Raw genomic sequence first — 24,151 nt, forward strand, 5'->3', positions numbered from 1 at the left:
TTTCCCAGATGGAGTTATCCGTTCAGTTTTTGCAACCAGGACTGGCAAGCCTGGTCAATTAAACGATATATAGCCTCAAAGGCTTCCTGACTTTTACGATAAGGATCCGGAATTTCTCTGGCCCCGTCCCAGTGCCCCAGGAGCATGATCTTTCCCCGTGCTTCGGGAGAAACCCGGCTGATCTGTTCCTGATGCGATTTTTCCATAACCAGAATGAGGTCGTACTGGCGGCCAAGGGAGGCGGTGAATTGTCTGCCGCGATGGTCATCGAGAATGAGCTCGTGCTTTTTCGCTATCTGCACAGCTGCGGGATCTGCCGGGTTATCTACTAACGCGGCCATTCCCGCTGAATCTATTCTCTTGTCCGGGAGCAAACCCCTTAATAGCCTTTCCGCAATAGGTGAACGGCAAATATTGCCGGTGCAAACGACCAAAATAGAATCAAACATCAGGGATTCCATTGTCGGACGAAGCGACCCGCTTCGATCATGTCATGCACGCCGGTAATGGTCGGGACAATCTGCGAAATCACACGGTTCCAGCGAACAATCGGTGCCGTGGTGACATAAACAATGTCGTAAGGTTGCAGCTGGAATTCTGTGCTTATCACCATTGAAGAGGCATCTTTCGCATTCAGCTGATAGATGTTCGCAATTTTACCTTTGTTGTTACCCTTAAGAGGACGGATTACAAATATTCCGGAAGCATCCGCCGTGCTCTGAGCAATACCGTCTGAATTGCCCAGCGCCTCTGCCAGCGTCATTCCGCTGCGATCCATCTTCAGGGTGCTTTGCTTAGTGACTTCCCCCATCACAAACACTTTCAGATCGTCGTTACGCGGCACGAACAGAATGTCACCGGGATACAATAACCGGTTCTGCGTCAGGTCACCTTTTTGCATCAGGGCATGCAGTGAGATTTGCGTATCGTGGCCATTGTGGTTGAGCACCACGTTACGCCAGTCGGCATCCGGCGCTAATCCGCCAGCCGCATTGATCGCATCTATCACCGTTAGAGGAATGTTAGTAATGGGTTGCTGGCCAGATTTTATGACTTCGCCGGTGGTGTAGATCTTTTGCGAACGGAATGCCGCGATGCTGACATCAACCTGCGGGCTTTCGATATACGTCGCCAGCCGGGTACTGATTTCCTGACGGACCTGGGTGACCGTCTCTCCGGTCACTTTTAATTTTCCGATATAAGGATAGAAAATCGTTCCGTCAGAATTTACCCAGTTGCCGGTATCGCTGGCACTTCGGTACTGGCCTGCGGGTGTAGTCAGCTCAGGGTGATCCCAGACGGTCACCATAAGGACATCCCCGACGCCTATGTGATATTCATATTTTTTTAACTGCTCATCTAACTCCGGATTAGGTCGGGCAATAACAGCTGGCGACCTTAAGCTGTCCACCAGAGAAGGGGTCAGCGGAAAAATATTAACAAGTTTATCAATATTATAATTATTATCTGGCTGTTCTACGATTGCCTTTCCGGTGGTGTGTAAACTCTGCCCCGGAATTACCGTACATCCACTTAGCATCCCAAGTGTGGCTATCATTACAGAAATATTCAAAAAGCTTTTTTTCATCATTTAATATCATCTGTAGTTCAGTTAAATATCTGCCAATGGACAGGAAAAACCTGCAATCCGGCAGCCGGAAACTATCATTCCTGTGTGAAGACAATTCCAATAAATACAATGACTTTATCTGCAACAAAAATTTCGGCTTTCACCGAAACTCAGGTTGCAGGAAAAAGAATTAATGAAAATGGTGTGTTATTTATATGAAGGGGAACTGATGCTTTATACAATCACGACTTTTTCAAGTGATTTATTTTCACGAACTAATAAGCGCCCTCTTTTTTAAGCACAACGCCGACGGTTTTAAATAAAATGGCAATGTCATTCCACATTGACCAGTTTTTTACGTACCAGGCATCAAGATAAACACGCGTGGAGTAATCCACTTCACTGCGCCCGCTCACCTGCCAAAGCCCGGTCATTCCCGGTTTACTGAGCAGGTAATATTCAACTTCATCGTAATAGCGGTCCAGCTCAGCGGTAATAATAGGACGCGGGCCTACCAGACTCATTTCGCCTTTCAGTACGTTAAAGAGTTGCGGTAATTCATCCAGACTTGTTCTGCGCAGAAAATTACCGATGGCAGTAATGCGCGGGTCATATTTCAGTTTGAACGTCAGATCCCATTCCTGTCGCGCCTCGGCATTATTCTCAAGTAAATCTTCCAGCACTTCCTTCGAATTAATCACCATCGAACGGAACTTAAGACATTTGAATGGCTTACCGTTTTGGCCAATACGTTCATGACCATATATCGCCGGGCCACCGTCTTTTCTCACCTTACGGCTGATATAGAGAAGCAAAGGCGCGAGCAGCACTATGATTGCCAGTGAACCTGCAATATCGAACATCCGTTTGGCAGCGCGTGAAGACCATTTCGCCAGATTCTGATGTACCCGGAAAATCATCACTTCCTGGCTGAAAATGAATGACATATCGGTGTTGTCCAGCGGCATGCCGCGAAGGCTCGGGATAACCGAAACAGAACGGTAGCCGTTAATCATAAACACGCGAAGCCAGGCGTTGCGGATCCCACTCTGATGAGACTCAACGGCCACAATAAACTGGGTCTTCTTATCAACGTTTGCACGTACCCAGTGCTCATCCGAAGGCATGACCGGCACACCTTCTATGGTATCTCCGGGCTTATCATCACGTTCGCTGGAAATAAATTTGATGACACGCAATCCCAGATTCCTGTCGCTTTTAATGGCGTTGTAGCCTTCCCGCGCATTATTTCCGCTGCCAATAATGATAGCGTCACGTTCCCACATCCCCAGAGAATCAAGCGCACGTTTGGTCATCATTCTCGCCACCGGTACCAGAACAAGCACCAGAGTCCAGGTCAGTACCCAAAGGTAGCGGGAGAAATACCACTTCGCAAAAGCGATAACTGCTATTTCGATTAGCGCAAAGATAAGCAGTGTGCGCAGGATTTCTTTCAGCTCAAACCAGAAGGTTTTGCGGTAGTAATAATGCCGCAAACGCAGGTGAAACCACCCTACACAACAAATGGCTAACAAGCCGTGCAGGGCAATCCAGCCTGAAGTCTGGGCATCGGGGATCCGTTGTTCAAAGTGCGTGATGACTTCCCCGAGTATCCATTTAGCCAGATACAGAGAAAGCGTGAAGCTAAGGAAATCGGACAAAGCGAGTAATAAACTAGACCAAAGATTCCTGGTGAGAAATGGCATATGCACCTCACAACAATTAACGATAATAATCCTCCCTCACGCGTTTGCCTGAAGGAATTCTTTGATGATAAATAATAATTCTGCAGGCGCGTGAGTCAGACACCGGATGTGATAATAATAAATAAAACGCATTGCACGTTTTACCGCATGATAAGGACGTATTAATTAAAATAATCAGAAAAATAATTTCTATAATTGCAATGAATCATCAAATTTTGGCTACGCTACCGCCCCTGGTTTACGGCCACCAATTTGCCAAAATTTCACATCGAATAATCTCTAACGCAGTTAACCCTCACCTGAATATTTATGGTGATTACTGCGTGTTAACTTATAAATAAAACCATCATCAACAAATAAGAATATGCTTTCTCATTTTATAACTTTTTACTTTTCAAAAAAATGACTGAATAAATTCTCCCTGACTATATGGCACCCACAATGCCCCTTGCATAGCCAGGATATTACTGCCACTTAAATACTCAATGTGCTGTGAGTTCTCCACGCCATTAATGATGACACCGTCACAATAAGGCCTGAGGTGTTCTATAATTTTTCTGAGCGAAATGGTTCCCTGGTGTTGCCAAAAAAAGGTCTTGCTAATTTTTATATATTCAAACTTTTCATTCATTATCAGAGACAAACTGGTGAATCCTGCTCCGAAATTGTCCAGCCACAGCGGGCAACATTCTGACAAAGCCTGAAGTACAGGACGTTCCTGCCCGGTTCTGAATTCCGGGAAATTGTCATCAATCTCTAACCTTATGTGGCTATACCGTTTGAGCACCTTATGCATAGACGGGTTATCGACAATATGAACAGCGATGTCATAGTCGATATTTATCGATAATAAAAAATCATTATCGATAAATATGTTTTCGTTCATACCCGCCAGTGTTACCTGCTCATAAAATGCCTTCACTTTCTCATCGGGGGTAAGCGATGACTCATAACATTCTGAATCAGATCGATTTTCACTCACTCCGGTGACTAACTCAAAGCCGAGAATGACCCCGGAAAAAGAAATAATAGGCTGATAGATATAATCTGTCCCCCCCGCTTTTAATGGATTCATCTGCTTCCCCAGACATTGCATCACACAAAAAACAGCGCATAAATTCATCTAATTTTAATTAAGAAATAATGATATTTTAGCTATTAATGCGGCGCCCTACTGCATGCTTGTGCAGAAAAAAAAGGGCTGAACTGCTGTTGGCGTCAACGCCTATTTTTCTTAAAGAATTGCACTTATGGACACTTACTGTCTTCACACTCAGTTTCAGAATATTTGATATGCTGGTCACGGACAGACCTGACATCATCATCACTAAAACTTTTTCTTCCATCTTGGTGATATTATAATTGAAGGATTCCTTGTTAATCGTTATGCCCTGGAGCTGGATTAACTGCTCCACCGACGTCACCACTTCAGGCAGTTCATTTTTCTTTTTAAGAAACTTAAATTCTTTCTTAAGCAGAAGCTCCAGCATCAACATATCGACCGCAGATGACATAATCAGGATCCTTATCGGGTCCAATATATTCACGTTTTCTCGCAGAAACTCATAGCATCTGTGGAACCCGCCACCTGATGGATCAATGATCAGATAATCCTTTGCATACAAACTCACCTCATCGCCCTGGTCATAAGAGATGACATCATTAACGTAAGGTAGCTTCTTGGAGATTATTTCTTTCAACGCCAGTTTTGTGTACTGGCACTCACTCCAAATTATTACCCGAGGCATTGGGCCGCCTAATTGTGAGGTTTTAAAAACACTGAATCCTGCCCCGTAAACCGGGGAAGAATAAAGCACTCTCAGAACGATATAAGAAAAACGAATGTTAACATTCGCTCTAAATCATATTTAAATCTTTTCAGCATCCGTAAGTAGAATAATACGCAGCGGAAACTCTTCAAATCGTTTTTCTCGCTCATAATCACAATCAATAATAGGTTTCACCGATCGATTTACACATTCTTATCGTTTATTTCATGCCTCATCTCTAGGCGCATTCCTACAAACATTCCTGATTACCCGCGAAAGTGTGAGCTATACGACGGCTTGCTCCTGAATAATCCTAAGGATCTAAGAATTTTCTTATTAATAATAATTCGCATTTATGCGGATTTATCGACGCTGCTTTAACCTTTATGTTTGTGTTTAAACAGGACATTCACCTATTTTATGGGTGAATTTAGTTTTTATTTTTTACAGAAACTAAACTTAATATTCCATTATTGGGTGGTTTTCTGAAAAATAGCTTATGAAATCTAAATTATTGGTTTTTCTCACACATTTATGCCACCAAATTAACATTTTTAATTCATTTAAATTTACCTGAGAATTTTCCTAACAGCGGAATAAACAGGCTAATTGCTTTAATTTCAGACAAATATTGGAAAATATCTGATTTTTATCAGATGACAGTATCTGGAGTATTCTTAAACGAATTTCCGCTCTGTGTTGCCACGCTGTAGGAAAAGTGGAAACGCCCCTCTATACGGCGGGTTTGCTTTCAGATAGCCGGGGAATATAAAACAGAAGGTTTTGTATTCAGCCAGAGCTTAAGAAAATACACCGCGTATATGGCCAATAAAAAACCAGCCTTGCGGCTGGTTTGGTTGTAGCGTCTGATGTCTGATTACAGTGCGGTCTGTTAGCCTGCTTTACGCCAGCTGCGGGTCAGTACCTTTTCTATCTCGACAATCACGAACAGCGCAATACCGATCAGCAGACCGATAATCCAGTAGATGAACGGCAGCGGTCGCGTACCGAACAGCGTATTCATCAGCGGAACATAGATAATGATCGCCTGTAGCGCGAACAGCACCACGGTGACAATCCAGATACCTTTGTTTTGCAGCAAGCCACGGTTAAGGGAGAAGTTATCCGAATCGCGGCAGTTAATCATATACACCCACTGCGCGGTGACCAGCGTCTGCAACAGTACGGTACGGATGAATTCCGGTTCATAACCGCGCGGCTGTAGCCAGGCTTCAAGCATAAAGGCGCTGATGGAAATCAGCAGCCCGACAAACGCCACGCGCCAGATGGCGTATTTATCCATGACGTGTGCGCTGACATTGCGCGGCGGACGGCGCATCACGCGACTTTCAGCTTCCTCGAACGCCAGTCCGAAGGACAGCGTGGCAGACGTCGCCATGTTCATCCACAGAATTTGCACCGGCGTAAGCGGCAGCAGATTCCCCATCAGAATGGCAATAATAATCAGCAACCCCTGCGCCAGGTTGGTCGGCATGATAAACAGGATGGTTTTTTTCAGGTTGTCGTAAACCCGTCGCCCTTCCCTTACTGCATTGGCGATAGTGGCAAAGTTATCATCGACCAGGATCATATCGGCGGATTCTTTCGTCACCTCGGTGCCTTTAATGCCCATCGCAATCCCGACGTTGGCCTGTTTCAGCGCAGGCGCATCATTCACGCCATCGCCTGTCATTCCGACAATTTCACCGGTCTCCTGTAGCGCTTTCACCAGACGCAGTTTATGTTCCGGGCTGGTTCGGGCGAAAATGTCGAACTGTACTGCCGCGGTTCTCAGTTGCGCGTCATCCATATGTTCCAGCTCATAGCCGGTAATGGAATTCTCACTATTACCGATGCCGAGCATTTTACCGATGGCCATCGCGGTTTCCTGATGGTCGCCGGTGATCATCTTGACGCGGATCCCCGCCTGCTGACATTCACCGATCGCCACAATCGCTTCAGGACGCGGCGGATCCATCATGCCCGCAATACCGATCAGCACCATGCCGTGGCCGAGTTCGGGGTGATCTAACGAGGCTACCGGTTGATCGACAGGCTTCCAGGCGGCGGCCACCATACGTAACCCTTCGCTGGCATATTGCGTGATCGCGGATTCCCAGTACGCATGATCCAGCGGCACCGCCCCTTCCGGCGTCTGCTGGAACTGACAAAGTTTGAGCAGCACATCCGGCGCGCCGGTCAGCATGATCTGCGATTCACCGTTTTTCTCGCCCGCGACCGCCATGTATTTGTAGAGCGAATCAAACGGAATTTTACTGCTGAGATTAAACGCGAGTTCCGGCAAATGTGCCTTGGCTGCCAGCACTTTCAGCGCGCCTTCGGTCGGGCCGCCGGTAATTCCCCAGTGTCCCTGAGCGTCCTGTTTCAGAGTACTGTCGTTACAGATGTCGACGGTGCGCAGAAACTGAGTCAGCAGCGGAGAGGAATCAGCAGGCAGTGGCGAAGCCGAACCGGCAATGGAAAAACTGCCCATCGGCTCGTAACTGTTGCCTTCCACCGTCCAGACGTTATCCGCCAGAATCACCGCTTTAACCGTCATTTCGTTCATGGTCAGCGTGCCGGTTTTATCCGAACAAATCACTGACATCGCGCCCAGCGTTTCAACCGTCGGCAGCTTGCGGATAATGGCTTTTGAACGCGCCATCGCCTGCACGCCGAGCGAAAGAATAATCGAGATGATGGCCGGTAAGCCTTCCGGCACCGCAGCCACCGCCAGGCTTATCACCGACAGCAGCAGTTCGCCAAACGGGATATCGCGCAGCAGATAACCGAAAATCAGCAGCGCCACCATCATGAACAGAATGATGACGAAAATGGATTTACCCAGTTTATCTATCTGCACCAGCAGCGGCGTTTTGTTGTCTTCAATCGAGGACAACATCTCATTGATATGGCCAAGTTCGGTCTGACCCCCGGTGGCAAACACCACGCCGCTGGCGGTACCGGAACTGACGGTGGTACCTGAAAACGCCAGATTTTTGCGGTCGCCGATCGACTTCTCACCTTCCAGCGAATCGGTTTTTTTTGATACTACGGTGGATTCACCGGTCAGAATAGCTTCTTCAACCCTCAGGTTATGCACGTCTATCAGACGTAAATCGGCAGGGATTTTGTCTCCGGGGCGCAGCAGCACAATATCACCCGGCACGATTTCATCGGTGGCTACGGTGACCTGTTGTCCGCTGCGTAATACCAGCGCTTCACTGGAAAGCATATTCTGGATACTTTTCAATGATTTCTCGGCATTATTTTCCTGAATAAAACCTATTAAAGCGTTGATCACCGCCACGCCTAATATCACCAGCGTGTCTACCCAATGCCCCATTATTGCGGTAACGACGGCGGCGGCGAGTAATATATAGATAAGGATGTCTTTGAAGTGAGAGATAAACTTAATAAATAAAGACTTACCTTCTTTTTGCGGAAGTACATTCGGTCCGTAATGTTTTAATTTATTTTGTGCGTCTTCGGCGGAAAGCCCGGCTGGCCCTGACTGCAACCCTGCCAAACTTTCTTCTACTGTTTGCTGATACCACAGTTTTTCTGTGGTGGTTTTATTCACAGAAAGTGGCGCTGGATTATTCATAATGCCTGACTCCTTGACCCCTGAAATGGTTCATGAATGAAGCGGGTAATGAATGAATTGTCGTGATGTTTTCTGGCAAGATGCGTAAAGCTGTAAAAACTATAATATACCGACTTAAATAGTGTTAATTCCTTGCTTTAAAAAAACAATTAAATAAACAAAAACAATAAGTAGCTTAATAGTCTCACTAAAAATACGTCATAGCAGAAAATAGCGGAGCCTGCGTATTTAAAGGCCTCACTATTCTGCCGGAAATTAATTTTTCGCATGTGATTTGCATGAGGGGAAGTATTTTGAATATCCGCTTTTCTCCCGCTCTGATCCTCCTGTTCCTTTTAAGCGCCTGTGATCAGAAAACTGCAGACGCCCCCGTTCCGCCACGTCAGGTTAAAATCGCCACCGCTGAAGCGGCCAGTCCGCTGAGTACCCGCGTTTTTCCTGCACGCATTCTGGCGGGCGATAATACCGAGATTGCGTTTAAACGCGCAGGCCAGTTGCAGACTCTGGAAGTGCGTGAAGGCGAAGCGGTCAAACAGGGGCAAATCCTCGCCCGTCTGACTAATAACGATGCGCGTCAGCGCCTGAACGATCGCCAGAGCGCAGCCACGCTGGCTCACCGTCAGTTCGAACGTTATCAGACGCTGGCACGGCGTAACGTGGTGTCGCAGGCGGAACTCGAAGTGCATAAAGCCAGCCGGGATTCGGCCAGAGCTGCGCTGAAAATCGCACAGGAAGAACTGAATGATTTGAACCTGACAGCACCGTTCAGCGGGGTGATCGCCAGACTTTCCGTGCGTAATCATCAGGTGGTCGCCGCCGGTCAGCCGGTCGCAACCATCAGCCGTTCCGACTTATTAGATGTCATTTTCAGCGTCCCGGAAAACCTGTTTACCAGCCTTGATATGCGTAATGCCAGCTATCAGCCGCGGGTGCGCATCAATAATCTTCCTGAGCGGGAATTTACCGCCACCTATAAAGAACATACCGCCAGCAGCGAGGCCAACTCGCTCACCTGGCAGGTCACGCTGACCATGCCGCGTCCTGAAAACTTACCCGCCGTCGCCGGTTTGAGCGGCACAGTGACCATCAATCCGGCCAATCTTGCGACGGCAACGCCCGTGGATACGCTGGTGATTCCGGTCGAAGCGGTATTTAACCCGGACAGCAGTCAGCGTAATGACGCACATGTCTGGGTGATTGTTGGAGAAGACAACTCATTACATGTCGAAGACCGCAAAGTGACCGTCGGCGAACTGACCTCGCAGGGTATTGAAATTAAAGCTGGTCTGCAAAAAGGTGACAGAGTGGTCGCGGCGGGCGTGAGCGAATTGCACGCTCAGCAGCCGGTTCGCATCTGGGTCCGGGAACGGGGTCTGTGATGAGAATTAACGACAGCTTTATCAATAATCCGACACGTGTCTGGCTGGTGATCCTGCTGCTCGGCGTGGGTGGCCTGATTGCGTTGTTCAATATCGGACGACTGGAAGATCCGGCGTTTACCATTAAAACTGCCGTGGTGTCAGTGCAGTATCCGGGCGCATCTTCCCAGCAGGTTGAGGAGGAAGTCACGCTGCCGCTGGAAAATGCCCTGCAACGCCTGCCTTACGTCGATAATATTTCCTCGATTTCTGCCGTCGGTTTATCGCAAATCACCGTCAATATCGATTCCCGCTATCACTCCTCCGAACTGCCGCAAATCTGGGATGAACTGCGTCGTCGCGTCAACGACGCCACGCTGCAATTTCCCCCCGGTGTCAGCCCGCCGTTTGTAAACGATGATTTCGGGGATGTTTACGGCTATTTTTTCTCGATTTATGGCGACAACTTTACTAATCCGGAACTGCGTAAATACGCTGAACAGTTACGCAGGGAGCTGGTACTGGTGCCCGGCGTCGGCAAAGTGGCTATCGGCGGTGTCCTGCCTGAACAGGTGTATATCGAGATTTCCCGCGCCAAAATGGCGGCATATGGCGTGACCTTACCGCGCCTGGCTGATGTACTGAACCGGCAGAATCTGGTGTCCGACGCGGGCAGCATGACCGTCGGCAGCGAGTCTATCCGCCTGCATCCGACCGGCGGCTTTCAGAATATTGATGAACTGAATAATGTGCTGATAAGCCCCGCCGGATCCACGCACAGTATTTATCTGCGTGATATCGCTACGGTGTCGCAGGGGGTGAGCGATCACCCCGGCAATATCTACCACGCCAATGGCCGCGATGCGCTGACTATCGGTGTCTCATATATTCCCGGTGTGAATGTCATGAACATCGGCCATGCGATTGAAGCCCGGATGCAGCAACTGTCCGCCGATAAACCAGCCGGGATCCAGCTGAAAGTGTTTTACGATCAGGCCGCTGAAGTGAAGAAATCTGTCGACGGATTTATCATTAACTTCCTGATGGCGCTGGCGATTGTGGTGGGCGTTCTACTGATTTTCATGGGGCTGCGCAGCGGGATTATTATTGCCGTGTCGCTGGCACTGAACGTGCTCGGTACGCTGCTTATCATGTATTTGTTCGGCATCGAGCTGCAGCGTATCTCGCTCGGCGCGCTGATTATTGCGCTCAGTATGCTGGTGGATAATGCAATTGTGGTTGTGGAAGGCGTGCTGATTTCCCGCCAGCAGGGAAACCCGCTGATGAACGCCATCTCGCATATCATTAAACGCTCCGCCATGCCGTTACTGGGTGCGACGGTGATTGCCATTCTGGCGTTTGCGCCGATTGGCCTTTCGCAGGATTCGACCGGTGAATACTGTAAGTCGCTGTTCCAGGTATTGCTGATTTCGCTGATGCTCAGCTGGGTGACCGCACTGACGCTGACGCCGGTGCTGGTGAAATGGGCTTTTGCCAACATGAAAGTGGCAGAGAAAAAGCCGGACGAACAGGCGGATCCTTACGGCGGCTGGATATTTCGCGTTTACCGGCGCGTGCTGTCGGCGCTGCTGGTCCGCCAGACCGTCACGCTGGGGGTGCTGGCCACGTTGCTGGTGGCGTCAGTCTGGGGATTCGGTTATGTCCGGCAGAACTTTTTCCCGTCGTCTAATACGCCAATTTTCTTCGTCGATTTGTGGATGCCTTACGGCACAGACATCAATCACACCGCGCGAATTGCGGGAGAGATCGAAAAAGAGATCAATCATCAGGAAGGCGTGGAAAACACCGTGACCACCGTCGGTCAGGGCGGGATGCGCTTTATTCTGACTTACAACGGCGAGCGACAGTATTCTAACTACGCGCAGATTATGGTGCGTATGGACGATCAGCGGAAAATCGCCGCGCTGACCCGCCGCACCGAACAGAATATTCGCGATCATTATCCTGAAGTGAATGCCAGCCTGAAACGCATCATGTTTGGTCCGTCCGGCGGCAGCGCGATTGAAGTGCGCATCAAAGGATCGGATCCCGATACGCTTCGCCAGATCGCCAGTCAGGTCGATAAAATTATTCTTGATGATGGCGCGTCCGATGGCGTGCGCAACGACTGGCAGGATCGCAGCAAAATGGTTCGCCCGGTGTTCTCACCCTATCTTGGCCGCGAACTGGGCGTTGACCGGGGTGACGTCGACAGCGCCTTGCAGATGAATTTCAGCGGCAGCACCGTCGGTATTTTCCGTGACGGTTCAACGCTGATGCCGGTGGTTCTGCGCCCTCCTGTCGCGGAACGGCTGGATGTCGATCATATGGCCAATATCATGGTCTGGAGCCAGACGCGCCAGCAATTTATTCCGCTGAGTAATGTGGTCAGTGATTTCAAAGTCGAATGGGAAGATCCGCTGATCATGCGCCGCGACCGCTCGCGGGTGCTTAGCGTGCAGACCGATCCGGATCCGGCCAGCGGCGAAACTTCCGGGGACATGTTAGCGCGCATCCGGCCGCAGGTTGAGGCGCTGACTGTACCGCACGGCTACAGCATAGAATGGGGCGGCGACGCGGAAAACTCCGCCGAAGCGCAACAGGGTTTATTCACCACGTTGCCGATGGGTTTCCTGATGATGTTTATCATCACGGTACTGATGTTCAGTTCGGTGAAAAACGCCATCGCCATCTGGCTTACCGTGCCACTGGCGCTGATCGGCGTGACGTTTGGCTTCCTGCTGACCGGCATTCCGTTTGGATTTATGGCGCTGATTGGCCTGCTCAGCCTGAGCGGGATGCTTATCCGAAACGGTATCGTGCTGGTCGAAGAAATCGGTCAGCAGAAAAAAGAAAAAAACCAGACCGAGGCGATTATCTACGCCGCCACGTCGCGTCTGCGCCCTATCCTGCTGACGGCATTCACCACCGTGCTGGGGCTGGCGCCGTTGTTGCTGGATGTCTTTTTCCAGAGCATGGCGGTGGTTATTATGTTCGGCCTGGGATTTGCCACCGTGCTGACGCTGCTCGCGCTGCCGGTGATTTACAACTGTTTCCATCGTGAAGGACAACGACGCACACAATGAACACCACGGGACTGAATATTATTAAAACGCTCGGCTGCCTGACCGCCGTGACTTTTTTTACCGTTTATAATACTTACGACAATTACAATTATAACTACGACAGTATTCTGGCTTTTCTGACCTTTATTTCCGCCATTGCCACGCCGCTGTTTTTTGTGGTTACCGGTTATATGGATGCCGGTTCCCAGCACACAACAGAATGGCAGATGAAGAAAATTCGCAGTATATTAACCATTTTCATCTTCTGGTTTTCGATTTATTATTTATGGGGGCCTTACCAGAAAGGTTATCTTATCCAGCCGTGGTTTATCTTTTCACTGGTCATTATTTACACCTTTCATCCGTTAGTGGAATGGCTGGCCAAAAGACGGGTCATTCTCGCAGCGCTGGTTGCCGGCCTGCTGATTTTTTCGTTTGCTTATGACCTGCTGGCTATCTATTTCACTGAACATAAAACCTTTTCCACGCCTGCGCAGTTTCGCATCTGGACCTGGGTACTTTATTATCTGACCGGTCAGCTGTTATATGATCCGGTAGTTTCTGCGCTCTATGGCCGTCCGCGGGTGGCTAAAATTGCCGCCATCGCCATTCCGTTTGTGTATATTTTCACCTGGTTTTATGAAAAGCATTTTTTCTTCTCGATATTCAACATTGAGCGCAACAGCTTTATTCTGACCGGATCGCAGGTCTATATTCTGGTGGTACTGATTATTATCGCAGCCAATGGCGTCAAACAGGATGCCACACGGTTGCCGGTCAGCGAAATGGTCAGTTCGCTGGGGAAAACCATGACCGGCGTTTATATTCTCCACTACACCTTTTTTAATTTATTAATCCAGTGGATCCCGATCAATTCCCTGACCGCCAAGCTGTTCGTCATCCTGCTGACGTTCCTGCTTTCGGTGCTCTCTTCCACGCTGCTGCTGAAAAACAGCATCACTAAAAAGCTGATTACGTTTTAGCTTTGCTCCGACACCAGCACTGCCATGGTGTCCGGTTCCAGCGCGCGGAAGATGTGTTCCACATCCGCAGGATAGGAAATGTAATCGCCGGCGTTCAGTTCGACCGGCGAATCCACCAGCCCGACGAGCGCGCGCCCCTGCGTGATAATAATGTGCTCAACCGACCCCTGCGGATGCGGGCTGGATACACGATCCGCACCCGGTTGTGTGGTCAGCAGATAAATATCACGGCGGGAAGCTGGCGGACAGGTTGCCAGTAAAACAGCTTTATAATCCGCCAGTTCAGCGACGACCGTCGGCCCTTCGCCACGGCGGATCACCTGCATTTTGTTTACTTCCGGCTCCATCAGGCGCGCGAAAGGAATATTGAGCGCCACGCACAGCGCCCACAGGGTTTCCAGACTCGGATTGCCATTTCCGGCTTCCAGCTGAGACAGCGTTGATTTAGCGATCCCCGCACGGCGGGCCACTTCTGCCAGTGATAACCCTGCCCGCTGACGTTCACGAACCAGACCTTTAGAGATAACGCTGATAGGTTGCGACATGTTCCTGCCTGTTTTATATAACGAACGATCGTTCGACTTGAAGAACGATTCAGATACGTTCATTATAATGGGAACTCGTTCGTTATGGGATTAAATTATGTCTGCGCGTTTCTTTTCACCGCTGGGAAGTGATGTGGTGAAAGCTATTTTCCTGGTGTGCCTGGCCGACGGTCTGGTGGGCATTTCATATGGTTCACTGGCTGTCGCGGGCGGCTTTCCGCTATGGGTGCCGCTGATGCTTTCCGTGCTGGTTCTGGCCGGTGCGTCAGAGTTTTTATTCATCGCCATCGTCGGTGGCGGAGGCAGCCCTTTTGCTGCGGCAGCCGCCGGTTTACTGGTCAATGCGCGTCATTTACCGTTCGGGATTGCGGTGAAGGATCTGGTCGGCAGCAAGGCCATGAGCTGGCTCGGTTGCCACATTATGAATGACGAAAGCGTGGTGTTTGGCATCTCTCAGCCCACACATGAAAAACGTAAAATTGCCTACTGGTTATGCGGCGCGGGCATCGCGCTGTTCTGGCCGGTCAGCGTGATTGTCGGTGCATACATCGGTCAGTTCATTCCGGATATCAAAGCCATTGGCCTCGACGCAGTGTTTCCGGCCATTCTGCTGGCACTGATTTTCCCGGCACTGCGCAGCCGCCGGACGCGCATTCCCGCCTCTTGTGGCGCACTGATCTCCGTCGCCGCCGTGCCTTTTGTCCCGACCGGAATGCCGGTGCTGTTTTCCCTGCTCGGTTTGCTGGCATGGAGGAACCGTAAATGACTTCACACAGCCTGATGATTGCCGGTATTGCGGTGCTGGCCGCCGGAACATTCCTGATGCGCGTAGCCGGTTACAGGCTGGGTTCGCGCCTGAATTTCTCCCCGGCGACACAAACGATGCTTTCCGATTCTGCCACCACCTTATTGCTGGCCGTTGCAGCCACATCAGCATTGTTTGAAGGCCAGCATTTTGCCGGATACGCGCGGCTTATTGGCGTCGGTGCAGCGCTGTTCTTAGCGTGGCGTAAAGCGCCGCTGATTGTGATTATTATCGCAGCGGCCGCCGTTACGGCGCTGATGCGCTGGCTGGGTATTCACTAGCAGAAACAAAAATGGCTCCTGAGAAGGAGCCATTCTTTCAGGCGGGCGTTTTTTAAAGCGGGCGCGTTTTTAATGCCAGAGCCATTTACGCCACGTCTTCGTATTGCGGTACCGGATTGCGGAAACTTTTGGTCATGCAGGCCAGATAGATAAAGCCGATTGCGCCCCAGATAAGCCCCAGCACCATCGACCCTTCTTCCAGATTCACCCACAACGCGCCGACCGTCAGCGCACCGCACAATGGCAGCAACAGATACTGGATGTGATCCAGCACGGTTTTATTGCGCTTCTCGCGGATCCAGAACTGCGAAATTACCGACAGGTTCACGAACGTAAACGCCACCAGCGCACCGAAGTTAATCAGCGCCGTGGCGGTGACCAGGTCGAAGTTAATCGCCATCAGGGCAATAGCGCCAACCAGCAGCACGTTGAAAGACGGTGTACGCCATTTCGGATGGATATAGCCGAAGAAGCGTTTCGGGAATACGCCGTCGCGCCCCATCACATACATCAGACGGGAAACGCCAGCGTGCGCCGCCATACCGGATGCCAGTACCGTGATACTGGAGAAAATCAGCGCGCCAAACTGGAACGCCCTGCCCGCCACCTGCAACATGATTTCAGGCTGTGAGGCATCGGGGTCTTTAAAGCTGGAGATATCCGGGAAATAGAGTTGCAGGAAATACGTCGCTGCAATGAATATCACGCCGCCAATTAAAGCCGTCAGGAATATCGCCCGCGGGATCACGCGCTCTGCGTTTTTTGTTTCTTCCGACAAATTGCTGATGCCGTCAAAACCGGTAAAGGAGAAACACAGAATGGTCGCGCCGGTAATCATCGGCACGGTATGCGCATTCTCTCCCCAGAAAGGTTTGGTGCTGGCAAGCGTACCGTAGCCGGTGCCGTGATCAACACCATAAATCACCATGCCGGTGATCACCGTAATCAGCACAATCTGCAAGACCACCACCAGCGTATTAATGTTGGCGACGGTTTTAATACTGCGCAGATTCGACAGCGTCATAAATCCGACCAGCACCACCACAAATATCCACGAGGGCACCGAAGGCACCAGCGCTTCAAAATAGATTTTGGCCAGCAGGATATTAATCATCGGCGCGAATAAGTAATCGAGCAGCGACGACCAGCCGACCATAAAGCCGACTACCGGATGAATCGCTTTTTGCGCGTAAGTATAAGCCGAGCCCGCAGAAGGATAGCGGCGCACCAGCTTGCCGTAGCTCAGCGCGGTAAACAGAACGGCGATCAGCGCAAACGCATATGCCGTCGGCACATGGCCGTCAGTCAGGCCGGAGACAATACCGAACGTATCGAACAGTGTCATGGGTTGCATATAGGCCAGGCCTATCATGACAACCGGAATCAGCGTAAGACTCTTACGCAATTCCACGCGGGAGGCGGTACCCGTAACGACGTTATCCGACATGATGTGTTATTCCCATGTTGGAAAACGCGGCATAGTGAGAGTGCTGCACCATTAATGTTTCCTTGCGACAAGACTGTCGGTATCTGAAAGTAAATATCTATCCGGTACTAAGCCCGGCCTCTGTTTTGAATGTTTTCTTGTGCGAAGAGTACCTTCGCCAATGAAGAAATGGCGGTTATTCCCCGATTTGCGGGGGCGCATATTTTGCCTTATTAAGTAATGGAATGACAAGGCGGGGAAGAATAAACACAGGGATTAAATAAAATAACCAGTAAAAACTGGCACGTATTGTCAAAGCGGGTTCGTGGTAGTGTTAGAAATTGTTTTCATCATGTAAAACAAACATGAATTGCCGTTATTAATAATCGAAACCAGACGCGTAAATATAACCTTAAGGCCTGTTATGTAACATTCAGACTTCTCCCCGATAGATTCAAATGCAGCAGAATTCCCGCCGATCACACTTATGGGCAAAATCCGAAAAATTCGCCCGCGGAAGCCTTTTTCGATCAGACTGTTTACAAACGCCGGTTGAGTGGGAAGAATGGAGATTATTTGCTCATAAAATAAGAAATGTCTGATTCCTCACTAAAACAACAACTCCAGAACCTGAAAAAGCATAACGCCCGCCTGAAACGTATTGCACATGATGCGCGAAACAAGCTGAGTGCCGCTCTGGATGGAACCGGATTGTGCCTGTGGCAGCTCGACGTGCCGAGCGGAAAACTGGTGATATTTAACCGCCGGTGGGGATCGATGCTTGGCTATCAGCCGAAAGAGCTGAGTGCGCGCTTTGAAGTCTGGCGTGAGCATTTACATCCTGATGATAAAGACGATGTGTTGTCGGCTTTCTACAACCATCTGGAAGGTAAAACGCCCTTTTATGAGGCCTTGCACCGGATGCAGGCGAAAAATGGCACCATTACCTGGGTGCTCGATCGCGGTCGTGTCACTGAATGGGACAACGCCGGACGCCCGCTGAAAGTGACCGGTACGCACATCGACATGACCAAAGAAAAAAATTACGAGCAGCAACTGGCAACGCTGGCGAATCACGATCCGCTGACAGGTCTGGCTAACCGCCATGCGCTGCAACATCAGTTCACACAGCTTAAAAATGCCGGACCTTTATGCGTCGCGTTTATCGATCTGGATAATTTTAAGCACGTGAATGACACGCTCGGGCACCGCAGCGGAGATGAAGTACTGATGCGCCTGAGCCGACGTTTTCAGGAAGCCTGCCCGCCGGGCGTGATACCCGGACGACTGGGCGGTGATGAATTTGTTTTGCTGATGCCGTATCCGCTGATGCATCCGCTGGTAAAACGCGTCGCACAGGCCTGTCTGAATGCCGCGATGATCCCGTTTGAACTCGATAACGGTAACGCCCAAATCGGCGCGTCTGTCGGGATTGACGAAGTGACCGGCGGCAATGATTTCAGCGAAGCGCTGCTGCTCGCCGACCGCGCCATGTATGCAATAAAACATCATGGCAAAAATGGCGTGATGCTGGGAACTCAGGACGTTCGTCTTCAGGCGTGATCCCGCCATGATGAAAGTCATTCGCTTTTATTGTTTAAAGTTTGTGCTATAAATTTTGCATAAGAAAAAAGTAATGTGAGCTTTCTTTCGCGCAGCAATGATTTATGGGGTGGAATGTGTCTCTTTCTATTTCTGAATGGACGATGGCAAACGACATTGAGTGCTCGCATTTGACCGCGAGTAATTCCTCATTTCCGCGTCATACTCACGACGAATATGTCATCAGTGCCAATCTGACCGGTACGGAAGAAATCTGGCTGCACGGCAAAACCGAACTTGTGCGCGGCGGCGAAATCACGATTTATAATCCGGCGACGATTCAGTCATCGCTGTTTGGCGACGATCAGGTCGAATTCCTCAGCGTGCATATTCCGCAATCTTTACTGCGTCAGGTTTCGGTCGATCACAATCTGCGTTCCGACCACTGCGCGCCGGTGCTCAAAGAAGGCGTGCTGAATAATCCGGCGCTGTTTTCCGCGCTGTGTCATTACAAACGCACGCTCAATGACGACGATCAGGAACAAAATTTACTGTGGTTGCTCGGCGCGTTGCTGGAAGAACCGGCCAGAGAACAGGAACAGTCGCTGCGCCCTGTCCAGCTCGCGATCGATTTTATGCGCGACCATCTGACACGAAAAATCCATCTCGATACGCTGGCTCAGGTCAGCGGGCTGAGTAAGTTCCATTTTGTCCGCCTGTTCCGCCAGCACATCGGCATGCCGCCGCTGCAATATCATATGCAGTTACGGTTACTGGAAGCCCGCAATCAGCTGCGTAAAAACGACAATGCGCTCGACGTGGCGATCCGCCTGGGTTTTTACGATCAAAGCCACTTCATTAATACGTTCCGCAAGATGATGGGGATCACTCCCCATCTTTATTCGCTGTCGCTCAACGCCTCGCAGCAACTGAGTCATGCGGTTACACGATAAATTCGCGATAACCGGTGATCACTACATACAGCGCAAAGTAAGAGAAAATCACCGCTGAGGCCATGTAAGAATATCTGAGCATTTTGGTACCGAGCATTTTTCCGCCCAGACTGCCGACCGAGCAGATCACCACCGTCCAGAATACGCCGGCGATGAAAAAACCACTCAGAAACCACGACGCATCTGCCGTACCGCCACGTCCCATACGGGAAATCAACGCCCCGCCGACGGCGGCAAACCACAGAATTGCCGTCGGAGAGGACATCGCCAGAACGATGCCACGTCCGAAATTACGCAGCACCGATCGTTGCTGAACGCTGTCCCCCGAATTCAGGTCTTCCGCCGGAGCCAGCGCGGCGCGGATCATTTTGTAGGTAAACCACATCAGCATCAGCGAGCCGCCGACCCACAATACCCAGCGCACGCTCTGGTATTGCAGCAAAATCGTCATCCCGGCCAGCGCCAGCACGGCGTAAATTAAATCGCCGATGCAGGTGCCGATACCCAGCCAGAACCCATGAAAATAGCCGCGTTGCATCGCCAGCGTCATCATGGCGATATTGGCAATCCCGATGTCCAGGCACAGTGACAGGCTGAGCAAAAATCCATTTGAAAACGGCATCATAGCGGGACTCTCTTGATTAACTGGTTGTATTCGATCATGTCATTGGTCGTGCCTAAACGGGCCATCAGAACCTCAACATCTTCAGGATTGGTATGCGGACAATGTTGCTGCATAAAGGCCAGCGCGCGCTCAGTATCACCGCCGAGCAGCTCTTCGCTCATCAGTCGGGTCAGGCCCGCCATCTGGGTGAAGAACAGCTCCGGATGGAAATCAATGGTCGCCGCTTTCAGCTCGATACAACCATGCTCACGCAGGTAATTAAACTGGATCCAGGCCGCACCGGCATCGGGGTAAGTTGACGGACCACGGCGCAGATAGCGCAGCATTTCGAGGAAATAAATACGCGCCAGCACCGTGCGGTCGAGCTGTAAACCTTCAGCCACCTGCGGGGTCAGGCACATCAGCAGACCGAACTGATCCGCCAGTGCTTCCTGCACCATCATTGAACCCCAGCGGTCAATCTTGCTGAGTTTCGGGAAGACGTTTTCATTACGCACCAGCGAATGCCCCAGATCATGCCCGCGGAACCAGGCAATCAGATAACGCTGGCATACGTGGCTGTCCGGCAGCATGTCTTCCGCCCAGCCCATTTTTACCGCTTCGGTACGCGAAAACAGTTCGAACAATTGCAGGTAGGTGTTGGCAAAAACTACGGTGCGTTTCACCGGCGAATACTTAAGCCCCTCGTCTTCCGGGAAGAAATATGCGAAGTGTTTCGGATAGGTATTGGCCTCACCCGCAATGCCAAACAAATTGATAATTTTGTATGCACAGCCCGGCATCGCCAGTAAATCCGCAGCGATTTCCTTTTGCAGATACAGCAGGCTTTCCGGAAACAGGCTGTCCATCACATCTGAAATTTCCTGCAATACCGGCGCGGGTTCGCCAAACCATGAGGAATAAAAACTTTGTTTCGATTTACCGACCCACGTCGATGTACTCCCGATCCCCAGCACCAGTTGCTGTTCATTCAGACCGGCTATCTGCGGCAAAACCGTTTTCCCGCAGCTGTCATCCGCCAGGATTTCCGCACGTAAAAACAGGCCGCGGCGGGTATCCGGACAGTCAAACATCGGTGCCAGACGAAAACACTGAATCGACATCTCTTCACGCAGCGCATCCAGCAAACGACTTTCACAGGCGGCTTCCAGCTGATTAATGGCTTCCGTCAGTCGCAGGCAATAGTGGATGGTTTGCAGAGCTTTAGGATTTAAATGGTCCGGGGCATCCAGATCCATCATTGAAACCTGGTATGCCGCAGCAGCTGGCCAAAATGACGTAGTAAACATAGTTTCAGACCCTTAAGCGCAATGGTGTAAACCTACTAAATCACTCTGCTGCTAACGGGTATTGGAAGAAATTGCGCATAAGTCTGAACGCGTGATATTGCCCCCAGCGACTACAGTTAACGTATCCGTCTTTTTGCCAGGTGCCTGACATCATGAGTTTATCTTTGCGCCATTATTTGCACGTGCGTGGCCGTTTACTGATCTCGATAATTGCCGGTCTGATTTGCTTTTTTGCGCTTCCCGCCCATCTGGGAATTTTGCAGCGTCTGATGACCGGCTGGAATGTGCTGGCGTGGATGTACTTGTTTTTTCTGTGGTTTCGCATGTTGCGTACCGAAGCAAAAGATATTCCGCATATCGCCAAAACTCAGGATGAGAGTGCCACACTGGTGCTGACGCTGGTCACGCTGACCTGTCTGGTCAGTATTCTGGCGATCCTGTTGGAACTCGGCTCACTCAAAGAACTGACGGGAGCCGCAAAAACTCTGCACATTCTGCTGACCGCGACCACGCTGATTGCCTCGTGGGCACTTTTGCCAACGTCCTTCGCCATGCATTACGCCCACCACCATTATCTGCGGCGGTCGAAAGACGTGACGCCGATGATCTTCCCGGAAAAACCCGCTGAACCCGGTTATTGGGATTTTCTTTATTTCTCCTTCACCATCGCCGTCGCCTCACAAACTGCCGACGTCGCCACCGGTACCACCGATATGCGCCAGATTGCCCTGTTGCAGTCGGTCATTTCCTTTGTCTTTAATCTGGCGATTTTAGGCTTTTCGATTAACGTCGGGGCGGGCTTGCTAAGCTAAAGATTGAAGCAATGCACTGTTATTCGTGGGATTTTCCGCAGAGTTCACTGTAACTGGAAAATAAGTGGGAAAACGCTGAATTTAGACTTCTATACGTCTAAAACTTAGTGTAGGTTTTTACAATATTTTCCCAATCTGGTTACGTTTAAGGAACTCCATTTATGCGCACTCCGTTTGTTGCTGTGACACTCCTTGCCGCCACACTGTTTTCTGCTGCCTCTTTTGCCGGTGCGACACTCGACCGCGTGACCAAAACTGGCGTGCTGCGCAATGCCATTGTCAACGACTATCCGCCATTTGGTTTTATTGATGACAATAACCAGCTGGCCGGTTTTGACGTGGATGTGGCAAAAGCCGTGGCGCAGCGCATGGGCGTAAAACTTGAAATCATCGCGCCAGGCTGGGAAACGATTGTCGGCGGTAAATGGCAGGGGCGCTGGGATACCTGTATCTGTTCGATGACGCCAAATACCGAGCGCGCCAAAGTGCTGGATTTCCCGACCGCGTATTACAGCTCACCGGCGGTGCTGGTGGTGAATAAGAAAGATGACCGCATTAAATCAGCAGCCGATCTGAGCAACAAGAAGATTGGTGTCGGTATCGGTTCATCCTATGAAACTTACCTGCAAAAAACGCTGGTGATCCCCGGCAGTAAGCCAATTGTCTTCCCGTTCGACAATGTTCAGGTTATTCCAAGTGACGAAGAAGTGGCATTCCAGAATCTGGCGCTCGGGCCCGGCGTTCGCCTCGACGGTGTCGTATCTGATTTAGCCACGGCTAACGCCCGTATCAAACGTGCGCCGGTGTTTAAAATTGTCACTGAGCTTTACGCAGAACCGAACTGGGTCGCGACCGACAAAGGCGACGCAGAGTGGGATAAGAAAGTGGCTGACACCATTAAATCGCTGCGTGACGACGGCACGCTGGCGAAAATCTCCCAGCACTGGCTGGGTGAAGATATTACTCACGAGGTACCGTGATGCCGCAAATCCTGGACAGCCAGCCGAAGGTGGAAACCCCGGAGCGCTGGCACCACGCACACGCGTTTAAATTTAAAACCGGGCTGACGTGGCTGATTTTACTCAGCCTGCTGCTCGGCGCATTCAGCAAGATGGGGCTGGACTGGAGTCTGATAGGCCAGAAACTCCCCTTCCTGCTGGGCCTGCGTCTTTCACCGGACGGCTTTATTCAGGGCGCGGCGCTGACCATTATGATCACCGCCTGCTCGATGTTTTTCTGTCTGCTAATTGGGCTTATTACCGCGCTCGGGCGGATGTCGGAGAACGCGGTGGCCTTTGGCTGTGCAACGTTTTACGCCTCGCTGTTTCGCGGGACGCCGTTGCTGGTACAGGTGCTGATTATCTATCTGGCGCTGCCGCAGGTGGGTATTGTGCTCGGCGCGCTCAGCTCCGGCATCATTGCGCTTTCGATGAATTACGGCGCGTATCTGGCGGAAACTATCCGCAGTGGCGTGCTTTCGGTACCCCGTGGTCAGCAGGAAGCTGCGCTGGCGCTGGGCGTGTCGCGCTGGACGGTGGCCGTTCACGTGACGGCACCACAGGCGCTGCGCATTATTATTCCGCCAGCGGGGTCGATGTTTATATCGATGCTGAAAGATTCCTCACTGGTCTCGCTGATGGGGCTGTGGGAACTGAATTTTCTGGCGCAATCGTACGGGCGCAGCACTTATCGTTATATGGAAATGCTGGCGACCGCAGCGGCGATATACTGGATTATGTCGATTGTACTGGAGCTGTTGCAAAGCCGACTTGAGCGTCGTTTTGCACAAGGGCAGCGCCGATAATGCTATAGTTT

At 50.6% G+C, this 24,151-nt stretch carries 20 protein-coding genes; 10 read left to right on the forward strand and 10 right to left on the reverse strand.

What is annotated here, in order from left to right:
• Positions 1-14 precede the first annotated feature (14 nt).
• The 6 genes from J1784_RS25370 to J1784_RS25395 all read right to left on the reverse strand — a co-directional run bounded on the left by J1784_RS25370 (position 15) and on the right by J1784_RS25395 (position 8,652).
• Positions 15-449, reverse strand: coding sequence for an arsenate reductase/protein-tyrosine-phosphatase family protein (locus tag J1784_RS25370; RefSeq protein ID WP_274387351.1), 435 nt, complete (start codon positions 447-449; stop codon positions 15-17).
• Positions 449-1,588, reverse strand: coding sequence for a polysaccharide export protein (locus J1784_RS25375; RefSeq protein ID WP_217151640.1), 1,140 nt, complete (start codon positions 1,586-1,588; stop codon positions 449-451). Before J1784_RS25375 ends, J1784_RS25370 begins: the two co-directional genes overlap by 1 nt.
• A gap of 257 nt (positions 1,589-1,845) precedes the next feature.
• Positions 1,846-3,276, reverse strand: coding sequence for an undecaprenyl-phosphate galactose phosphotransferase WbaP (gene wbaP / locus J1784_RS25380; RefSeq protein WP_217151474.1), 1,431 nt, complete (start codon positions 3,274-3,276; stop codon positions 1,846-1,848).
• 394 nt (positions 3,277-3,670) lie between these two features.
• The gene (locus J1784_RS25385; protein WP_217151475.1) at positions 3,671-4,351 is read right to left on the reverse strand and encodes an EAL domain-containing protein; all 681 of its coding nucleotides are present in this window, start codon (positions 4,349-4,351) and stop codon (positions 3,671-3,673) included.
• Between the two features lie 76 nt (positions 4,352-4,427).
• Positions 4,428-5,024, reverse strand: a complete 597-nt coding sequence (locus J1784_RS25390) for a helix-turn-helix domain-containing protein (protein ID WP_217151476.1) — start codon at positions 5,022-5,024, stop codon at positions 4,428-4,430.
• A 913-nt stretch (positions 5,025-5,937) separates the two neighbouring features.
• Complete coding sequence (locus tag J1784_RS25395) at positions 5,938-8,652, reverse strand: cation-transporting P-type ATPase (RefSeq protein WP_217151477.1); 2,715 nt, start codon at positions 8,650-8,652, stop codon at positions 5,938-5,940.
• A gap of 293 nt (positions 8,653-8,945) precedes the next feature.
• Between J1784_RS25395 and J1784_RS25400 the strand changes: the two genes are divergently transcribed.
• Genes J1784_RS25400 through J1784_RS25410 form a run of 3 tightly spaced genes read left to right on the forward strand, consistent with a single transcriptional unit; the run spans position 8,946 to position 14,058 of the window.
• A complete protein-coding gene (locus tag J1784_RS25400; protein ID WP_420803998.1) occupies positions 8,946-10,031 on the forward strand; it encodes an efflux RND transporter periplasmic adaptor subunit in 1,086 nt (361 codons plus the stop codon).
• On the forward strand, positions 10,031-13,096 hold the full coding sequence (locus J1784_RS25405) for an efflux RND transporter permease subunit (protein WP_217151479.1): 3,066 nt from the start codon (positions 10,031-10,033) through the stop codon (positions 13,094-13,096). Before J1784_RS25400 ends, J1784_RS25405 begins: the two co-directional genes overlap by 1 nt.
• Positions 13,093-14,058 carry an acyltransferase gene (locus tag J1784_RS25410; protein WP_217151480.1) on the forward strand — a complete coding sequence of 322 codons (966 nt, stop codon included), beginning with the start codon at positions 13,093-13,095 and terminating at the stop codon, positions 14,056-14,058. Before J1784_RS25405 ends, J1784_RS25410 begins: the two co-directional genes overlap by 4 nt.
• On the opposite strand, the gene J1784_RS25415 is transcribed toward J1784_RS25410, so the two are convergent.
• Positions 14,055-14,603 carry a helix-turn-helix domain-containing protein gene (locus J1784_RS25415; RefSeq protein ID WP_217151481.1) on the reverse strand — a complete coding sequence of 183 codons (549 nt, stop codon included), beginning with the start codon at positions 14,601-14,603 and terminating at the stop codon, positions 14,055-14,057. The genes J1784_RS25410 and J1784_RS25415 overlap by 4 nt on opposite strands.
• Before the next feature lie 97 nt (positions 14,604-14,700).
• Between J1784_RS25415 and J1784_RS25420 the strand changes: the two genes are divergently transcribed.
• Entirely contained in the window at positions 14,701-15,369 is a 669-nt protein-coding gene (locus tag J1784_RS25420) for an AzlC family ABC transporter permease (RefSeq protein WP_217151482.1), read from the forward strand.
• A complete protein-coding gene (locus J1784_RS25425) occupies positions 15,366-15,689 on the forward strand; it encodes an AzlD domain-containing protein (protein ID WP_217151483.1) in 324 nt (107 codons plus the stop codon). The genes J1784_RS25420 and J1784_RS25425 overlap by 4 nt, the downstream gene beginning before the upstream one ends.
• Before the next feature lie 85 nt (positions 15,690-15,774).
• Here J1784_RS25425 and J1784_RS25430 read toward each other — a convergent pair whose 3' ends face one another.
• On the reverse strand, positions 15,775-17,136 hold the full coding sequence (locus J1784_RS25430) for an APC family permease (protein WP_217151484.1): 1,362 nt from the start codon (positions 17,134-17,136) through the stop codon (positions 15,775-15,777).
• Between the two features lie 573 nt (positions 17,137-17,709).
• Between J1784_RS25430 and J1784_RS25435 the strand changes: the two genes are divergently transcribed.
• Both J1784_RS25435 and J1784_RS25440 read left to right on the forward strand, forming a co-directional pair.
• Positions 17,710-18,678, forward strand: coding sequence for a GGDEF domain-containing protein (locus tag J1784_RS25435; RefSeq protein ID WP_217151485.1), 969 nt, complete (start codon positions 17,710-17,712; stop codon positions 18,676-18,678).
• 116 nt (positions 18,679-18,794) lie between these two features.
• Positions 18,795-19,610, forward strand: coding sequence for a helix-turn-helix transcriptional regulator (locus J1784_RS25440; RefSeq protein ID WP_217151486.1), 816 nt, complete (start codon positions 18,795-18,797; stop codon positions 19,608-19,610).
• On the opposite strand, the gene J1784_RS25445 is transcribed toward J1784_RS25440, so the two are convergent.
• On the reverse strand, positions 19,600-20,235 hold the full coding sequence (locus J1784_RS25445) for a LysE family translocator (RefSeq protein ID WP_217151487.1): 636 nt from the start codon (positions 20,233-20,235) through the stop codon (positions 19,600-19,602). The genes J1784_RS25440 and J1784_RS25445 overlap by 11 nt on opposite strands.
• Positions 20,232-21,524 carry a hypothetical protein gene (locus J1784_RS25450; RefSeq protein WP_217151488.1) on the reverse strand — a complete coding sequence of 431 codons (1,293 nt, stop codon included), beginning with the start codon at positions 21,522-21,524 and terminating at the stop codon, positions 20,232-20,234. The genes J1784_RS25445 and J1784_RS25450 overlap by 4 nt, the downstream gene beginning before the upstream one ends.
• A 152-nt stretch (positions 21,525-21,676) precedes the next feature.
• On the opposite strand from J1784_RS25450, the gene J1784_RS25455 reads away from it, so the two are divergent.
• From J1784_RS25455 to J1784_RS25465, 3 genes are all read left to right on the forward strand, one after another.
• The gene (locus J1784_RS25455) at positions 21,677-22,336 is read left to right on the forward strand and encodes a DUF1345 domain-containing protein (protein WP_217151489.1); all 660 of its coding nucleotides are present in this window, start codon (positions 21,677-21,679) and stop codon (positions 22,334-22,336) included.
• Between the two features lie 161 nt (positions 22,337-22,497).
• Entirely contained in the window at positions 22,498-23,316 is an 819-nt protein-coding gene (locus J1784_RS25460) for a transporter substrate-binding domain-containing protein (RefSeq protein ID WP_217151490.1), read from the forward strand.
• Positions 23,316-24,140: an amino acid ABC transporter permease gene (locus tag J1784_RS25465; protein WP_217151491.1), complete on the forward strand. Its 825-nt coding sequence runs from the start codon at positions 23,316-23,318 to the stop codon at positions 24,138-24,140. Before J1784_RS25460 ends, J1784_RS25465 begins: the two co-directional genes overlap by 1 nt.
• Positions 24,141-24,151: the final 11 nt, after the last annotated feature.

Source organism: Rahnella ecdela (assembly GCF_019049625.1).
In the GTDB taxonomy this organism is placed as follows: domain Bacteria; phylum Pseudomonadota; class Gammaproteobacteria; order Enterobacterales; family Enterobacteriaceae; genus Rahnella; species Rahnella ecdela.

Bases quoted from the DNA above. Each gene is read 5' to 3' on its own strand.
- J1784_RS25435 (WP_217151485.1), top strand. From the start codon at position 17,710: ATGTCTGATTCCTCACTAAAACAACAACTCCAGAACCTGAAAAAGCAT.
- J1784_RS25410 (WP_217151480.1), top strand. From the start codon at position 13,093: ATGAACACCACGGGACTGAATATTATTAAAACGCTCGGCTGCCTGACC.
- J1784_RS25415 (WP_217151481.1), bottom strand. From the start codon at position 14,603: ATGTCGCAACCTATCAGCGTTATCTCTAAAGGTCTGGTTCGTGAACGT.
- J1784_RS25420 (WP_217151482.1), top strand. From the start codon at position 14,701: ATGTCTGCGCGTTTCTTTTCACCGCTGGGAAGTGATGTGGTGAAAGCT.
- J1784_RS25455 (WP_217151489.1), top strand. From the start codon at position 21,677: ATGAGTTTATCTTTGCGCCATTATTTGCACGTGCGTGGCCGTTTACTG.
- J1784_RS25465 (WP_217151491.1), top strand. From the start codon at position 23,316: ATGCCGCAAATCCTGGACAGCCAGCCGAAGGTGGAAACCCCGGAGCGC.
- J1784_RS25370 (WP_274387351.1), bottom strand. From the start codon at position 449: ATGTTTGATTCTATTTTGGTCGTTTGCACCGGCAATATTTGCCGTTCA.
- wbaP (WP_217151474.1), bottom strand. From the start codon at position 3,276: ATGCCATTTCTCACCAGGAATCTTTGGTCTAGTTTATTACTCGCTTTG.
- J1784_RS25385 (WP_217151475.1), bottom strand. From the start codon at position 4,351: ATGAATCCATTAAAAGCGGGGGGGACAGATTATATCTATCAGCCTATT.
- J1784_RS25390 (WP_217151476.1), bottom strand. From the start codon at position 5,024: ATGCCTCGGGTAATAATTTGGAGTGAGTGCCAGTACACAAAACTGGCG.
- J1784_RS25375 (WP_217151640.1), bottom strand. From the start codon at position 1,588: ATGAAAAAAAGCTTTTTGAATATTTCTGTAATGATAGCCACACTTGGG.
- J1784_RS25450 (WP_217151488.1), bottom strand. From the start codon at position 21,524: ATGTTTACTACGTCATTTTGGCCAGCTGCTGCGGCATACCAGGTTTCA.
- J1784_RS25430 (WP_217151484.1), bottom strand. From the start codon at position 17,136: ATGTCGGATAACGTCGTTACGGGTACCGCCTCCCGCGTGGAATTGCGT.
- J1784_RS25460 (WP_217151490.1), top strand. From the start codon at position 22,498: ATGCGCACTCCGTTTGTTGCTGTGACACTCCTTGCCGCCACACTGTTT.
- J1784_RS25425 (WP_217151483.1), top strand. From the start codon at position 15,366: ATGACTTCACACAGCCTGATGATTGCCGGTATTGCGGTGCTGGCCGCC.
- J1784_RS25445 (WP_217151487.1), bottom strand. From the start codon at position 20,235: ATGATGCCGTTTTCAAATGGATTTTTGCTCAGCCTGTCACTGTGCCTG.
- J1784_RS25395 (WP_217151477.1), bottom strand. From the start codon at position 8,652: ATGAATAATCCAGCGCCACTTTCTGTGAATAAAACCACCACAGAAAAA.
- J1784_RS25405 (WP_217151479.1), top strand. From the start codon at position 10,031: ATGAGAATTAACGACAGCTTTATCAATAATCCGACACGTGTCTGGCTG.